The sequence below is a fragment of the Streptomyces aquilus genome (assembly GCF_003955715.1).
Lineage (GTDB): Bacteria > Actinomycetota > Actinomycetes > Streptomycetales > Streptomycetaceae > Streptomyces > Streptomyces aquilus.
Genome location: NZ_CP034463.1, coordinates 7508157 through 7524135, shown reverse-complemented (window position 1 = coordinate 7524135; position 15979 = coordinate 7508157). Strand labels below are relative to the sequence as shown.

The window sequence follows — 15979 nt, the reverse complement described above, 5'->3', positions numbered from 1 at the left end:
GAACAGAAGGGGGTTAGGCCACGGCCTCGTGCAGTCGGGACGCCTGCTTGTCCTTGAGCGGGCCGATGACCGACAGCGAGGGCCGCTGCCCCAGGATGTCTCGGGCGACCGCGCGGACGTCGTCCGGGGTGACCGAGGCTATCCGGGTGAGCATGTCGTCGACGGACATCTGCTCGCCCCAGCACAGCTCGCTCTTGCCGATGCGGTTCATCAGCGCGCCGGTGTCCTCCAGGCCGAGGACCGTCGAACCCCGGAGCTGGCCGATGGCGCGGGCGATCTCGTCGTCGGACAGGCCGTGCTCGGCGACGTGGTCGAGTTCGTCGCGGCAGATCTTCAGCACGTCGTGGACCTGCGAGGGCCGGCAGCCGGCGTAGACGCCGAAGAGACCGCAGTCGGCGAAGCCCGAGGTGTACGAGTACACGCTGTAGGCCAGGCCGCGCTTCTCGCGGACCTCCTGGAACAGTCGGGAGGACATGCCGCCGCCCAGGGCCGTGTTGAGGACGCCGAGGGCCCAGCGGCGCTCGTCCGTGCGGGCCAGGCCCGGCATGCCGAGGACGACATGGGCCTGCTCGGTCTTGCGGCCGATCAGCTCCACGCGGCCCGCGGTGCGCAGGGCGCGCCGACCGTCGCGCGGGGCGATGGGCGTGGCGTCGGTGTTCTTGAGGGCGCCCGCCTTCTCGAAGGCCGCGCGGACCTGTCGTACGACCTTGTTGTGGTCGATGTTGCCCGCGGCGGCCACGACCAGGTGGGTCGGGTCGTAGTGCTTCTTGTAGAAGCGGCGGATGCGGTCGGCGGTCAGGGCGTTGACGGTGTCGACGGTGCCGAGGACCGGGCGGCCGAGGGGGTTGTCGCCGAACATGGTGTGCGCGAACAGGTCGTGCACGCAGTCGCCCGGGTCGTCCTCGGTCATGGCGATCTCTTCGAGGATCGCGCCGCGCTCGACGTTGACGTCCTCTTCGAGGATGAGGGAGCCCGTGAGCATGTCGCAGACGACGTCTATGGCGAGCGGGAGGTCGGCGTCGAGCACGCGCGCGTAGTAGCACGTGTACTCCTTCGCCGTGAACGCGTTCATCTCGCCGCCGACCGCGTCGAGGGCGGACGAGATGTCCAGCGCCGACCTGCGGGTGGTGCCCTTGAAGAGCAGGTGCTCCAGGTAGTGGGTGGCGCCGTTCAGGGACGGGGTCTCGTCGCGGGAGCCGACGTGGGCCCAGATGCCGAAGGTCGCGGAGCGGACCGAGGGCAGCGTCTCGGTGACGATGCGCAGGCCGCCCGGGAGGGTGGTCTTGCGGACCGTACCGATGCCGTTCTCGCCCTTGATCAGGGTTTGGGTACGGGCGACGGCCCGCGCCTCCGAGGAGGTGCGGGCCGTCGCCGTGGAGCTACTAGACGTCACTTGTCGGTGTCGTCCTTCGTGTCCTCGGAGCCTTCCTCGCCCTCGATCACGGGGATCAGGGAGAGCTTGCCGCGGGAGTCGATCTCGGCGATCTCGACCTGGACCTTCTGGCCCACGCCGACGACGTCCTCGACGTTCTCCACGCGCTTGCCGCCGGCGAGCTTGCGGATCTGCGAGATGTGCAGCAGACCGTCCTTGCCCGGGAGCAGCGAGACGAACGCGCCGAAGGTGGTGGTCTTGACGACCGTACCCAGGTAGCGCTCGCCGACCTCCGGCATGGTCGGGTTGGCGATGCCGTTGATCGTGGCGCGGGCGGCCTCGGCGGCCGGGCCGTCGGCGGCACCGATGTAGATGGTGCCGTCGTCCTCGATCGTGATCTCGGCGCCGGTGTCCTCCTGGATCTGGTTGATCATCTTGCCCTTGGGGCCGATGACCTCACCGATCTTGTCCACGGGGATCTTGACGGTGATGATCCGCGGGGCGTTCGGGGACATCTCGTCCGGCGTGTCGATCGCTTCCATCATCACGTCGAGGATGTGGAGGCGGGCGTCACGGGCCTGCTTGAGGGCGGCGGCCAGGACGGAGGCCGGGATGCCGTCCAGCTTGGTGTCGAGCTGGAGGGCGGTGACGAACTCCTTGGTGCCGGCGACCTTGAAGTCCATGTCGCCGAAGGCGTCCTCCGCACCGAGGATGTCGGTGAGGGTGACGTAGTGCGTCTCGCCCTCGATCTCCTGGGAGATGAGGCCCATGGCGATACCGGCGACGGGGGCCTTCAGCGGCACACCGGCGTTCAGCAGCGACATGGTGGAGGCGCAGACCGAGCCCATGGACGTCGAGCCGTTGGAGCTCAGCGCCTCGGAGACCTGACGGATCGCGTAGGGGAACTCCTCGCGCGTCGGCAGGACCGGGACCAGGGCGCGCTCGGCGAGGGCGCCGTGGCCGATCTCGCGGCGCTTCGGGGAGCCGACGCGGCCGGTCTCGCCGGTGGAGTACGGCGGGAAGTTGTAGTTGTGCATGTACCGCTTGCGGGTCACCGGGGAGAGGGTGTCCAGCTGCTGCTCCATGCGGAGCATGTTGAGGGTGGTGACGCCCAGGATCTGGGTCTCGCCACGCTCGAACACCGCGGAGCCGTGCACGCGCGGAATGGCCTCGACCTCGGCGGCGAGCGTACGGATGTCCGTCACGCCACGGCCGTCGATGCGCTTCTTCTCCTTGATCACGCGCTCGCGGACGAGCTGCTTGGTCAGGGAGCGGTACGCGGCGGAGATCTCCTTCTCGCGGCCCTCGAACTCCGGCAGGAGCTTCTCGGCGGCGAGCGCCTTGACGCGGTCCAGCTCGGCCTCGCGCTCCTGCTTGGCGGCGATGGTCAGCGCGGAGGCGAGCTCCGGGCGGACGGCGGCGGAGAGCGCCTCCAGGACGTCGTCCTGGTAGTCGAGGAAGATCGGGAACTCGCCGGTCGGCTTGGCGGCCTTCGACGCGAGGTCGGCCTGGGCCTTGCAGAGCACCTTGATGAAGGGCTTCGCGGCTTCCAGACCGGCGGCGACGACCTCCTCGGTCGGCGCCTCGGCACCGCCCTTGACCAGCTGGATGGTCTTCTCGGTCGCCTCGGCCTCGACCATCATGATCGCGACGTCGCCGTCCTCCAGGGTGCGGCCCGCGACGACCATGTCGAAGACGGCGTCCTCGAGCTCGGAGTGCGTCGGGAAGGCCACCCACTGGCCGTTGATCAGCGCGACGCGGACGCCGCCGATCGGGCCGGAGAAGGGCAGACCGGCCAGCTGCGTGGACGCGGAGGCGGCGTTGATCGCCACGACGTCGTACAGGTGGTCGGGGTTGAGCGCCATGATCGTGGCGACGACCTGGATCTCGTTGCGCAGGCCCTTCTTGAAGGACGGGCGCAGCGGGCGGTCGATGAGGCGGCAGGTGAGGATCGCGTCCTCGGACGGCCGGCCCTCACGGCGGAAGAAGCTGCCGGGGATCTTGCCGGCGGCGTACATCCGCTCCTCGACGTCCACCGTCAGCGGGAAGAAGTCGAGCTGGTCCTTGGGGTTCTTGGAGGCGGTGGTGGCCGACAGCACCATGGTGTCGTCGTCCAGGTACGCCACGGCGGAGCCGGCGGCCTGCTTGGCCAGGCGGCCCGTCTCGAAGCGGATGGTGCGGGTGCCGAAGGAGCCGTTGTCGATGACGGCCTCGGCGTAGTGGGTCTCGTTCTCCACTAGCGTTTTCTCCTCGTCTTCGTCCCTCTCGCCCGTGTGGCGGGGGGACGGTTGCGGAGAAGCGCTCCGTTCAGTGCGGGCCGGTCTTCGATCGAAGCACCCGGGCTCACTTCCCCCGGGGGCCACTACCGAGGACCGGCGGCGGCGAGGTGCGCTTCTCCTCGTTCGTCTTGTTCTTCTTGCGATCTCGCCCTTACCCCTGTGGGTAAGCGAAATCACGCTGTGTCGTACGTATTGCGTTGTGCTACCACACTACAAAGAGGCAGTGACACTCCGCATGTCTCCGCACGTACGGCAAAGGGAGCGGCCCCCGAACAAGTGGGAACCGCTCCCTTCACGGCGTCTTACTTGGCGCCCGCCGCACCACGGCGGATGCCGAGGCGGTCGACCAGCGTACGGAAGCGCTGGATGTCCTTCTTCGCCAGGTACTGGAGAAGGCGGCGGCGCTGACCGACCAGGATCAGCAGACCACGGCGGGAGTGGTGGTCGTGCTTGTGGGTCTTGAGGTGCTCGGTCAGGTCCGAGATCCGGCGCGAAAGCATGGCGACCTGGACCTCGGGGGAGCCGGTGTCGCCCTCCTTCTGACCGAACTCGGCGATGATCTGCTTCTTCACTGCGGCGTCGAGCGGCACTCGAAACTCCTCGTAGTCTGAAAATGGCCACCGAGTGCCCCCGGTCTGTGTCTCGGGGGAGCTTCCGTTACTCGGGAGGCGGGGATCCGCTGGGCGCGGCCTCCAGGGTCCTTCGAGGGACTCCGGGGGTGCGTACACAAACGGCCGTCACTCAGGGTACCAGGCACAGGTGGGCACCTTCTCCCGGGTTCCATAACCACCCGGAACGGGGATGTGCGGCCACTAGGGTGACGGCAGATCGTACGACGTCGGGAAGGGGTCGCTGGGCATGGCGGAGACGGCAGAGGAGATCAAGGCGCGCAAGGAGCGGGAGCGGGACGAGCTCTACGCGCTCGACATCTCCGGCGTCGAGTGGCACTGCGCGCCGGGCACGGAGGAGCACGAGGAGCGGGTCGAGATCGCGTACCTGCCCGAGGGCGCCGTGGCCATGCGGTCCTCGCTCGACCCGGACACCGTGCTGCGCTACACGGAGGCGGAGTGGACGGCCTTCGTGCTGGGGGCGCGGGACGGGGAGTTCGACCTGGATCCGGCGCCGGAGGAATCGGCGGAGAAGCAGGGCGAGCAGAGAAGGTAGGGCGAGGTGAAGGGGCGGTACGCGCGCGTACCGCCCCTTCACCTGTCTCAGTGCTTCAGTCCTGCGCTTCCGAAGGCGATCGCCATCAGTGCCGGGTCGGTCGGGGACTTGTCGTCGCGGACCAGTTCGCGCTTGCCGAAGAAGACCCGGCCCTGCTGGTAGAGGATGTCCGACCGTTCCGGGTCGCTGAGGTCGGCGTCGTCCTCCTCCGGGAGGGTGAACAGGAGGAGCGGGGTCTCCTTGTCCGTGCGCGGGTTCCAGCGCACCACGGCCGCCGGGGCGACGGTGCCCGCGCCGCGGCGGTAGATGAGCAGGTCGTCGCCGCTCGTCCGGAGGGGATAGACCGTCTGGAACTCACGCCCCTCGAACTTGCCGGCCGTCCTGCCGGTGGCGAGGTCGAACGCCACGATCCAGTCGGAGGGCTCGCCGGTGGCGATGTTCTCCTTGCTCAGGAGATAGGCCTGGGTGCGTCCGACGACGATGCCGTCGCAGTTCTCGTACACGCCGAAGTACGGCGACCCGAAGTACCGCTCGCCGCACTTCGCGTCGTAGCCGTCCAGCGAGATGGTGGAGCGGTGCTTGCCGTTCGCGTCGAGGGTGATGACGTCGGTCGGGAGGCTGTCCCCGGCGGCGACGACGAGCACCGGCGGGTCCGACGAGGGCAGGTACACGCTCTGGACCCCGTCGGAGACCTTGTACGTCCACACGGGCTTGCCGGTGCGCGGGTCGACCTTCTGCACCTGGTACCTGACGTCGGGCAGCGAGCCGCAGCCGCGCAGGGCCAGCAGGGCGCGGCCGCCGGCGAAGGCCTTGTCCTGGCACTCGTCGCCGAGGGCGCTGTTCCAGAGCTTCGCGCCGGTCTTCATGTCGTACGCCACCGAGCCCTGCCCCCAGGCCACGGCGACGACGCCCTTCGTCAGGGTGAGGTTGGTGTTGGTGACGAAGGCGGAGCTCGCGGCCGGCATCTGCTTCTGCCACAGCTTCTTGCCGGTGTTCAGGTCGAAGAACACCACTTGGTCGCAGACGCCGCTCTTCTCCGAGTCCTCGGGCCGCGGGGGCTGGATGACGACGGCGGTACGGCCGTCCGCGGTGACATGCCGGCTGGTGGCGCAGAGGTGGCCGCCCAGTTTGAGGGTCCAGGCCTTCTCGTCGGCGTCGAGGGCGATGTTGTAGCCCTCCAGGCGGTTGGCGACGCCCTTGACCATGACCTTGTCGGTGGCCCAGGTGCCGGGCGCGTAGCGGGGAGCGGCGTCGGTGGCCTTGGAGAGGTTCTCCTCGTCGTGCTCCAGCATCAGTTGGCCCTCGGGTGAGCCGGGGACCTTCTCGGTCGTCTCCCTGACGGCATCGGGGCTCTGTACGACGGGACCCTTGGCGTCGGCGGGCGCGCTGTCGTCGCCGGACGCGAGGAACCAGCTGCCTCCGGCCAGCACGAGGAGGGTCACGACGACCGCCACCGCGCCCAGCAGCTTCGTGCGGCGACGCTTGCGGGCGGTGTCGGCCGCGAGTGCGGATTGGGTGTAGATCGAGGGAGGCGGGCCGAAGCTCACGCGGAAGCGCCCTTTCTGTTTCTGGCCGGAATCCGACCTGATCACGTTCGGATCGGCCCAACTATGCCCGCCGACCGGACGCGGGCCGGGAGCGGGGTGTCCGGCCGTCGCTCTCAACACCCTTGCGGGGCAAGGCGCTTCGGGACGGCGGGCGGCCGGTCGGCGTCACCTTCCGTTTGTGTTCGGGGTATTCACCGACATCGCCCCTTTTCCTCACCGATGCGAAAGCTGTGTACGCCACTTCTGGGCAGGTTGTGACGCAGCGGACGGCTGCTCGGGGGCGGACGGGCCTGCCGGGGTGGGGCTTGTGGTGATTAGGCTGGTACCGGGCGCGACGCCAGAACCCGTGGACCGGGCGTCGGCGTCCCAGGGGGAGAGCCGGCGGGATCGGACGACCTCGAACGACTTCGGACGACTAGAAGACGACAAGAACAGGTCGCCCCTAGCACGGTATGAGGGTGCTCGACCACATCAGGAGGAATTGTGAGCAGCGATCGGGACGGGATCCGCGGGGGCTGGGCCACACCCGGCGATGACCAGCCCGACGCGGAGTCCGCCAGCGAGATGACGGGCGAGTTCACCATCGACTATGCGCCGCCTGCGTGGTACACGCAGAATGCGTCTGGGGGGTCGAACGACGGGGGGAATTCGGGGGGGTCGGGGGATTCAGCTGGTTCGGCTGGTTCGTCGGGTACGGGGGGCTCTTCGGGTACGGCGGGGTCGCCGGCCGGGGGCGCGTCCGGTGGGGCTTCGGGCGGTGTTCCCTCTCCTGTCGACTGGGCCGCGTCCTCGTTGCCTGGGCTGACTCCTCCTGCGCATTCGCTTCCGCAGGGTGCCTCTTCGGGGCCGACCGCTGTTCCGTCTCCGGTGCCGCCTTCTTCCGGGCCCGGGGCTCCCTTCACTCCGCCCGCGCCTCCGTCGTCGGGGCCGGGTGCGCCCTTCACTCCGCCGGTGTCCTCGGCTCCGGGTGCGCCTTTCACTCCGCCGGTGTCCTCGGCTCCGGGTGCGCCTTTCACCCCGCCGGCGCCGCCTTCTTCCGGACCGGGGGCACCCTTCGCTCCGCCCGCGTCGGCTCCCGGTGCGCCTTTCCAGCCGCCCGCGACGCCGAACGGTGGGGCGGGGGCGGTGCCGAGGCTTCCGGTCGGGAGCGGGTTCGAGCCGCAGCCGCCGCAGGCTTCGCAGGCCGACGCCCGGACCGAGGCTCCTGCCGGGGACCCCGCCTCGCCTACGGCCCTGCCGAACATCCCCGGGCCGCAGGGGCCGTGGGGCGCTCCGGCGTCGGCTCCCTCCTCGTCCCCGGCGAGCTTCACGCTGCCCGCACCGGCGCCGGTGCCCGCGCCTGAGGTGTCTCCTGACGCTCCTACGGCCGAGGAGCCGGAGGAGTCCGGGAACGGTGACCTCGAAAGCGGCGCCACCATGCGGTTCTCCCCTGTCGCCCTGAAGCGTGAGATCGCGGAGCACGCTGCCGGGGCGGAGGCGAAGCAGACGTCGGTCGACGACGAGGCTGCGCAGGCCGTTGCCGACGCCGATGCGGAGGTCGCCGTCGATGCCGACGGTGCGGTTGACGATGCGGTTGACGGTGACGCCGATGAGGCGGCGCTCGTGGGCGACGAGGACGGGGCCGGTGAGGACTCCGGCCTCGACGCGGACTCCTTCAGCGACGTTCCGCCGGCCGGAGACGCTGACATCGAGGCCACGGAGGCTTCGGAGGCCGAGGCGGAAGACACCGGTGCCGACGGCGAGACGGAGCGGGAAGGTGCCGCGCCGGAGGACGCCGGCGCGGTGGACGCGGAGCTGACGGACGCCGAGCAACACGACGCCGGTGCGACAACCCCCGTCGCCGTGGCTCCGGAACCCGATGCCGACGTGGAACCGGCGGACGGGCATGAGTCCGACGCGGGGACGGTGAACGCGGAGGAGTCGGACGCGGAGACTGATGTCCCGGCGACTGTGGACGCTGAGGCGGCGGACGCGGAGACTGCGGACGCCAGGTCTGGCGATGCCGTACCTGGTGACGTGGAGCCGGTGGATGCCGGGCCCGCTGACGCTGAGCCGGTGAACTCCGTACGTGCCGACGCGGAACCGGTGGATGCCGGAGCCGCTGACGCCGAGCCCAGCGACTCGGGTCTCGCCGACTCCGACCCCTCCGACTCGGGCCCCGCAGACGCCGTACCGGCCGACGCGAACCCCGCGGAGACCGCGCCTTCCGACGCCGCGCCGTCCGAGACTCCCTCCGACACCGCGCCTTCCGACGCCACCCCCGAGGACAGCGCCCCCCAGGACGCCGCCCCGCAGAACTCCGCTCCGCAGGACGCACCGCCCGCCTGGACTCCCCCGCCCGCGCCGCAGCCCGGCATGCCGCCGCTGCCGCCGTCGTACCAGCCTGCCGCGCCCGCGCCCGCGGCGCAGTGGCCCGCGCAGCCCCAGCCGCAGCAGCCGACCCCGGCGGCGCCCGCCCAGCCGCAGCCCGCGGTCGCCGAGAACCAGCCGCCCGTGCCGCCGCAGCAACCGCCGTTCCAGCCGCAGGCACCGCAGCCCGCGCCCGCCGCCTGGAACCCGCCGGCCACCCAGCAGCCCGCAGGCCAGCCCCCGGCAGCCCCGACCCCACAGGCCGGGTACGGCTTCCCGCAGCCCACCGCGCCGAACCCGCAGGACGGCTACGGCTACCCGCAGCCCACCCCCTCGACCCCGCCGGCCACCCAGCAGCCCGCCGCCCAGGCCCCGGCAGCCCCGGCCCCCCAGGCCGGCTACGGCTTCCCCCACCCCGGCGGAGCCCCCACGCCCGCCCCGCAGCCCAGCGGATACGGCTTCCCGCACCCCGGCGCGCCGGTCCCCGCCCCCAACGCCCAAGGCGGCTACGGCTTCCCCCACCCGGGTGGAACCCCCGCGCCCGCCCCGCAGCCCAGCGGATACGGCTTCCCGCCCTCGGCCGCCGCCCCCGACAACGCCCAGCCCCCCGCACAGCCGGGCCAGCCGCATCCGGCCGCACCCCAGGCCCAGCCGCAGCCGCAGCCGCAGCCGCAGCCGCAAGACAACGCCCTTCCCACCCCGGCCCCCGCGCCCCAGGCCCCCCAGCCCCCCGTACCTCCGACCCCCCAGGGCGGATACGGCTTCCCCCAGCCCCCGGCGCAACCGGGCCAGCCGCAGCCCGCCGTACCCCAGGCGCAGCCCACCCCCACGCCCAACCCGCAGGCCGGCTACGGCTTCCCGCACCCCGGCGCGCCGGTCCCCGCCCCCAACGCCCAAGGCGGCTACGGCTTCCCCCAGCCCCCCGCACAGCCGGGTCAACCGGACCAGCCCCACCCCCACCCCCAAGCCGACGCCCAACCCCCGGCCCCGGCTCCGGCTCCGACCCCCCAGGTCCCCCCTGTCGACCCCCGCACCGGCACCGCCTGGCCCCAGCCGATCCAGCACGACCAGCGGCAGATGACCAACCCCGGTGCCGCGCCGCTCGGTTACACGGCGGCCGTGGAGCTGTCGTCCGACCGGCTGCTCAACAACAAGAAGCAGAAGGCGAAGAGCAGCCGTCCCGCGGCCCAGCCCTCCCGCTTCAAGATCGGCGGCAAGAAGGAGGAGGCCGAGCGGCAGCGGAAGTTGGAGCTGATCCGGACGCCCGTGCTGTCCTGCTACCGGATCGCGGTCATCAGCCTCAAGGGCGGTGTCGGCAAGACGACCACGACCACCGCCCTCGGCTCCACCCTCGCCACCGAGCGCCAGGACAAGATCCTCGCGATCGACGCCAACCCCGACGCCGGTACGCTCGGGCGGCGCGTCCGGCGCGAGACCGGGGCGACCATCCGTGACCTGGTCCAGGCGATCCCATACCTCAACTCGTACATGGACATCCGGCGGTTCACCTCCCAGGCGCCCTCGGGGCTGGAGATCATCGCCAACGACGTCGACCCGGCCGTGTCCACGACCTTCAACGACGAGGACTACCGGCGCGCCATCGACGTGCTGGGCAAGCAGTACCCGATCATCCTGACCGACTCCGGTACCGGTCTGCTCTACTCCGCCATGCGCGGCGTGCTCGACCTCGCCGACCAGCTCATCATCATCTCCACCCCGTCCGTCGACGGCGCCTCCAGCGCCAGTACGACACTGGACTGGCTGTCCGCGCACGGGTACGCCGACCTCGTCTCGCGGTCCATCACCGTCATCTCCGGTGTCCGCGAGACCGGCAAGATGATCAAGGTGGAGGACATCGTCAGCCACTTCGAGACCCGCTGCCGCGGCGTCGTCGTCGTGCCTTTCGACGAGCACCTCGCCGCCGGTGCCGAGGTCGACCTCGACATGATGCGGCCCAAGGTGCGCGAGGCGTACTTCAACCTCGCGGCGATGGTCGCCGAGGACTTCGTACGCCACCAGCAGTCCCACGGCCTGTGGACCAGCGACGGCAACCCGCCTCCGGTGGCGGCCCCGCCGATGCCGGGCCAGCAGCAGTACGCCCAGCCGGGGCAGGCATATCCGCAGCAGCCTTACCCGCAACAGCAGCAGCCCGGCCCTGGCTACCCCCAGCCAGGACAGCCGTACCCGCAGCCGCAGCCCGGCCAGCCGTACCCGCCGCAGCAGCCCTACCCGCAACAGCAGCAGCCCGGTCCCGGTTACCCCCAGCCCGGACAGGCCGCACAGCCCGGACAGCCGGGGCAGCCCCCGCAACCGCCCCAGCAGTAGGCAGTAGGCAGGCCTCACGACACAGAAGGGCGGCCGGTGCTCATCCGCACCGGCCGCCCTTCGGCGTTCTCACCTCCGCAAGACCGCTACTCGGCCTCCGCCACCAGCTCCCGGCAGCGCTTCACGTCCTCCGCCATCTGCTCCAGCAGAGCCTCCAGCGAGTCGAACTTCGCCTGGCCGCGGACGTACGCCAGGAAGTCCACGGCGACATGCAGCCCGTACAGGTCGAGGCCGACGCGGTCGATGGCGTACGCCTCCACCGTGCGTTCGGTGCCGTCGAACTGCGGGTTGGTGCCGACGGAGATGGCGGCCGGCATGGCCTCGCCCGCGACGTGCAGCCAGCCGGCGTACACGCCGTCGGCGGGGATGGCGGTGTGCGGGAGGGTTTCGACGTTGGCCGTGGGGAAGCCGAGTTCGCGGCCGCGCTGCGCGCCGCGTACGACCACGCCCTCCACCCGGTGCGGGCGGCCCAGGATCTCGCGGGCGCCCGTCAGGTCACCCGCGGCGACCAGGCGGCGGGTGAGGGTGGACGAGAACGGCTCGCCGCCGCCCGCCTCACCGCAGACGAACAGGTCGACGATCTCGACCTCGAAGTCGTACACCTTGCCCTGCTCGGCGAGGAACTCCACGTTCCCGGCGGCCTTGTGGCCGAAGCGGAAGTTGGGGCCCTCGACGACCGCCTTGGCGTGCAGCTTGTCGACCAGGACCTTGACGACGAAGTCGGCGGGCGAGAGCTTCGAGAACTCCGTGGTGAAGGGGAGGATCAGGACCGCGTCCACGCCCAGCTCCGCCATCAGCTCGGCGCGGCGGTGGTGCGGGGCCAGCAGCGGCGGGTGGCTGCCGGGGCGGACGACCTCGCTGGGGTGCGGGTCGAAGGTGACGACGACCGAGGGAACGCCCAGCTCACGGGCGCGGTCGACGGCGTGCCGGATGATCAGCTGGTGTCCGCGGTGGACACCGTCGTAGGAGCCGATGGTGACGACGCTGCGTCCCCAGTCCTCGGGGATGTCCTCCAAGCCACGCCAGCGCTGCACTGTGACCGCTCCTCATCGAACCCGTGTCCGTATTTACGGCTTACCTCTTACGCAGGTCTAAGGGTGCCATGCCGCGCCCGTCCGGCCCGCATCGGCATCGGCGCTGTGACTCGACGCACGTGGGTCAGGCGGGGACTCTGACCCCGGCCAGGTTCTCGATCATGCGGCGGCTGCTGGGGCCGACCACGGCCGCCCACCGCTGTGGGGCGTCGGTCAGCCAGCCCGCCACCTGGGCGGCGAAGCCGGGGTTCCGGCGCCCCAGATCGACCAGCGCGCGATCGAAACGGGCCGCTCCGTCCGGGGTGCGCACGAGCAGCACGCCGATGCGGTGGACGAGCTCGCGCAGGCTGTCGCCTCCCGAGGGGTGGCGGGTGGCGGCGCGCAGGAGTGCGTCCAGGACGGCCGGCTCGCGCTCGTGGCTCAACAGGTGTTCGAGCAGTTCTCGACGCAGCGGGTGGGAGGCGGCGGTTCCGGGGGCGACGAGGACGGCGGCCAGAGCCGTCCGCACCTCCTCCGGGCCGTCCTCCAGCAGTCCGGTGACCAGAGGGAAGAGCACGGCCCGGGTCCCCGGTCCCTGGTCGAGGCGCCGGTCGACGTACGCGGCCACGTCCGCCGCGGTCTCCGGCCGCTGCTCCAGGGCCTCCCGTACGAGTACGGCGATCCGGCGGGCCGGCGTGGGCAGCGTGACGTCGGCGAGCGTGCGCAGCGCCTCTCCGGCACCGGGGCGGCGCAGCCGGGCCCGGAAGGCGTCGAGCACCGGCTCGGGATGGGTGGTGAGGGCGGCGACCAGCGCGCTCGGCGGGAAGTGCGGGTCGCCGGCCGCGAAGTGGCCGAGGGCCTGCGGGAGATGGCGGGCCCGCGTGTGCGGGTCGCGGACGAGGAGCGCGAGCGCGCCGCCGTGCAGGGTGCAGTCGGCGGGGCGGGCCAGGAGGGTGAGGGCGGCGTAGCGGAGCAGCTCGCGGTCGGCCTCGGTGGTCACGTGCGGGGCGGCGCGCAGGCCGTAGGCGACCGCCGCGACGCGTCGGTCCGGGCGCTCGTCGTGCGCCCACCGGTCCACCGCCCGGCACAACGCCGACGGCTCGTCCTCCGCGAGCACCGCCAGCAGCTCGTCGGCCCTCCGGTGCGCGCAGTCGACCAGCACCTCCGTCAGGTCGTCCAGCGCCAGCCGCCGGTGCGTGTGCAGCAACGCCTGCGCCGCCTTCGCGACGGTCGCGTGCGGGGTCGCGGGCAGCGGGCGCTCGTCGTCGAACCAGCGGGTGAGATGCGGCTGTACGGCGCCGGGGGCGTCGGCGAGCAGGCGCGAGACCGCATCCAGGAAGCGGGGGGCGGTGTCCTGCGGGGGGCCGTCGGCCAGGACGAGACGGCGGAACAGGTCGAGGAGCGTCACCGACGGGAGGGGGAGCGCCAGCCAGAAGGCGGGTGGGAAGTGGGAGGTGAGGGGACGCACCGCCGCCGTGTCGGGGCCCTCGCACACGCCTTCCCGCTCCCGTCCGCGCCAGTCCGCCACCCGGTCCGCCAGCAGCCTCAACACCCCTGTGTACGGGGTCGCGTCGGGGACCCTGAGCAGGGACTCGGTGAGGAGGCGGGCCGCCCACCAGGAGTGCGGGTCCGCGTCCAGTGCCTGGATCAGTTCCTCCAGGCGGAGGGCGAGGCTCGGGCTGCCCTGCTGGCGGGCGACGAGGAGCAGCGACTGGACGACCGGTCCGATGCGGTGGTGCGGTACGGGGAGCGGGTGGCGGTCGGCCGGGTGGGTGCGGCGGCGGTGGACGAGGGCGCGCAGGGCCTCGTCCAGGTCGAGGTGGATGCCCTGGATCCAGTCGGCGAGTTCCTCGTGGGCGAAGCGGTAGCCGCTGCCGGCGGGGACGAGGAGGCCCTCGGTGAGGACGGCGGACGCCCAGCCGGTGCCGCCGCCGAGGCGGGCCGGGGCGGGGCCCCAGGGAAACACCGCCTCGAACGACTCCCGGTCCAACTCGCCCTGTCCGGGGCCGAGGCTGCGGCGGGCCGCCTCGTGGACCTGACCGGAGACCTTGGCCGCGAGGCGGCGTACGGCGGTGCCGCGCAGGCCGTTCTCGGCGGCGAGGCGGACGGCGATGCGGAGGCACATCAGGTCGAGGTAGGCCGCGAAGACGTCGTCGCGGTCGACAGGGGCGTGCGGGGCGTCGGGGAGGGCGGTGCGGACCTCGGCGAGGAGGCGGAGGGTGAGGGGGTGGCGGGCGTCGGGGTGGTGCAGGGTGCCGTCGGGGATGCGGTAGCGGGCGCGAGCGGTGCGGGCCTCGTCCTCCTGGAGGTCGGTGAGGTGGACGCAGGGGGTGGGGGTGGCGGGGTCCTCGGACGCCGGACGGGCCGGGTGACGCGGGTCCGCATCCGCCGGACGGGCCGGGTGCTGCGGGACCGCATGCTTCGGACGGGCCGGGTGCTGCGACCCCCCTTCAGTGGGCGAAGCCGAGCCCCCGTCATCGCAGAGGTGCCCTGCGCCACCCCCGTACAGCATCTCCCCCGGAAACCCGGCCCCCGCCCCCTCCCAGTACTCCGCCCGGCACGCCACCACCAGCCTCGCCCCCGACTCCCGGAGCCAGCGGGCCGTGCCGTCCGTCCACTCGGGCAGGCGGTGGGCCAGGACGGGGGGCATCTCCTCGGGGCCGTCCAGGAGCAGGAGCAGGGGGCGGCCCGCCGTGCGGGACAGCCGGGAGAGGCGGGCCGGGGTGAGGTCGCCCAGGTCGGTCACGTCCGCGGAGTGTGACGCGGCGACGATCCGCGCGGCGCGCGTCACCGCCCTCTCGGCGGCGTCGGCGACCGAGGTGTCCTCGTCCCTCAGGTCGGCGCCGCGCAGCCAGAGGGTGGGGGCGGGGCGGGCGCCCCGGTTGCGGCGGGCGGCGAGGGACGCGAGTTCTGTCGTACGACCGCTGCCGGGCGGTCCGACGAGCGCGAGGACGGCCGCGTCGCCCTCGACGAACGCCTCGAACTCCGCTGCCGTGGCCGCCCGTTGGACCGGTTCCACGGCGCCGGGGCCGAGGGTGTCCGCGGCCCGGCCCACGTATCCGGCCAGCGCGCCCGGCGGTCCGTCCTGGCCCACCGAGGTGGCCGTCAGTTCCAGGACGCCCGCCAGATTGAGGTCGGTGCCGTACGCGGGGACGGTCGCCGCGTTCTCCGCGAGCAGGTCGGCGAGGGGGCCGTCCGGGGGCGGGAAGAGGGGCACCGCGAACCCGGTCTCGCGCCGGCCGCTTTGCAGGGCGGTGCCCAGTACGGCGACCACCGCGCCGGTCGCGGCGTCGAGGACCGGTCCCCCGGCCGCGCCGCCGCCGAGCCGCAGCGCGTCCTGCCCCGCCGTGCCGATCGCCAACTCCAGCACGCCGTCGAGGAGATGGAAACGGTCCGTCGCCGTGTACGTCACGGAGCCGGTCCCGAGCACCCGCGCCTCGCGCCAGCACCCGGCGGCGATCCGCACATAGGCGCCGGTCTCGACGCCGTCCCGCCCTCCGACGGGCAACGGGTCGACCCCCAGGCCCTCGGTTCGTACGAGCGCCAGGTTCAACTCGGGCAGGGCCGTCACCGCGTCGGCGGTCACCACGCAGTGCCGGTCCTCGGCGGCGTGCATCAGCAGCCGGGGCAGCCCGTCGACGACCTCATGACTGGTGATCACGGTGCCCCGGTGATCGGCGACGAACCCGACGCCCCGGGGCCGCCCGGCCAGATCACGCACCCGGACGAGCACATGATCAGCCGCCCACCCGGGCACGGAGCCGTGAGCCGCCCCCGAGACTCCTGCTTCGCTCCCCGGGTCCGAAAGCCCCGCCCCGCGGACCGGCCCCGAGAACCCTGCCCCACTCCCCGGCGCCCGGACTCCCCCGTGCCCCCGTTCCGACTCCCGCCCACGGCCCCCCGCCGCCCGTGAGCCCCGTCCCGTCATGG

At 72.4% G+C, this 15979-nt stretch carries 8 protein-coding genes and 1 pseudogene; 3 read left to right on the top strand and 6 right to left on the bottom strand.

Annotated features, from left to right (window positions below; translation table 11 throughout):
* Positions 1–13 precede the first annotated feature (13 nt).
* From EJC51_RS34765 to rpsO, 3 genes are all read right to left on the bottom strand, one after another.
* Positions 14–1393, bottom strand: coding sequence for a M16 family metallopeptidase (locus tag EJC51_RS34765; protein ID WP_126274672.1), 1380 nt, complete (start codon positions 1391–1393; stop codon positions 14–16).
* Positions 1390–3609, bottom strand: a complete 2220-nt coding sequence (locus EJC51_RS34760; protein WP_126274671.1) for a polyribonucleotide nucleotidyltransferase — start codon at positions 3607–3609, stop codon at positions 1390–1392. Before EJC51_RS34760 ends, EJC51_RS34765 begins: the two co-directional genes overlap by 4 nt.
* Before the next feature lie 344 nt (positions 3610–3953).
* Positions 3954–4241 (bottom strand): 30S ribosomal protein S15, encoded by a 288-nt coding sequence (gene rpsO, locus EJC51_RS34755; protein WP_097269600.1) that lies wholly within the window; start codon positions 4239–4241, stop codon positions 3954–3956.
* A gap of 268 nt (positions 4242–4509) precedes the next feature.
* Between rpsO and EJC51_RS34750 the strand changes: the two genes are divergently transcribed.
* Complete coding sequence (locus EJC51_RS34750; RefSeq protein WP_126274670.1) at positions 4510–4815, top strand: DUF397 domain-containing protein; 306 nt, start codon at positions 4510–4512, stop codon at positions 4813–4815.
* A 47-nt stretch (positions 4816–4862) separates the two neighbouring features.
* Here EJC51_RS34750 and EJC51_RS34745 read toward each other — a convergent pair whose 3' ends face one another.
* The gene (locus EJC51_RS34745) at positions 4863–6362 is read right to left on the bottom strand and encodes an outer membrane protein assembly factor BamB family protein (RefSeq protein ID WP_126274669.1); all 1500 of its coding nucleotides are present in this window, start codon (positions 6360–6362) and stop codon (positions 4863–4865) included.
* Positions 6363–6845: 483 nt separating this feature from the next.
* On the opposite strand from EJC51_RS34745, the pseudogene EJC51_RS49255 reads away from it, so the two are divergent.
* Positions 6846–6974 (top strand): annotated as a pseudogene (locus EJC51_RS49255) (SCO5717 family growth-regulating ATPase); the annotation flags it as partial.
* 513 nt (positions 6975–7487) lie between these two features.
* The gene (locus EJC51_RS47900) at positions 7488–11036 is read left to right on the top strand and encodes a MinD/ParA family ATP-binding protein (protein ID WP_244362975.1); all 3549 of its coding nucleotides are present in this window, start codon (positions 7488–7490) and stop codon (positions 11034–11036) included.
* Between the two features lie 86 nt (positions 11037–11122).
* On the opposite strand, the gene EJC51_RS34735 is transcribed toward EJC51_RS47900, so the two are convergent.
* Positions 11123–12070, bottom strand: a complete 948-nt coding sequence (locus EJC51_RS34735; RefSeq protein ID WP_126274668.1) for a bifunctional riboflavin kinase/FAD synthetase — start codon at positions 12068–12070, stop codon at positions 11123–11125.
* Positions 12071–12194: 124 nt separating this feature from the next.
* The gene (locus tag EJC51_RS34730) at positions 12195–15977 is read right to left on the bottom strand and encodes a trypsin-like peptidase domain-containing protein (RefSeq protein ID WP_244362973.1); all 3783 of its coding nucleotides are present in this window, start codon (positions 15975–15977) and stop codon (positions 12195–12197) included.
* Positions 15978–15979 lie beyond the last annotated feature (2 nt).

Coding starts and splice junctions, on each gene's coding strand:
- EJC51_RS34750 (WP_126274670.1), top strand. CDS start 4,510: ATGGCGGAGACGGCAGAGGAGATCAAGGCGCGCAAGGAGCGGGAGCGG.
- EJC51_RS34730 (WP_244362973.1), bottom strand. CDS start 15,977: ATGACGGGACGGGGCTCACGGGCGGCGGGGGGCCGTGGGCGGGAGTCG.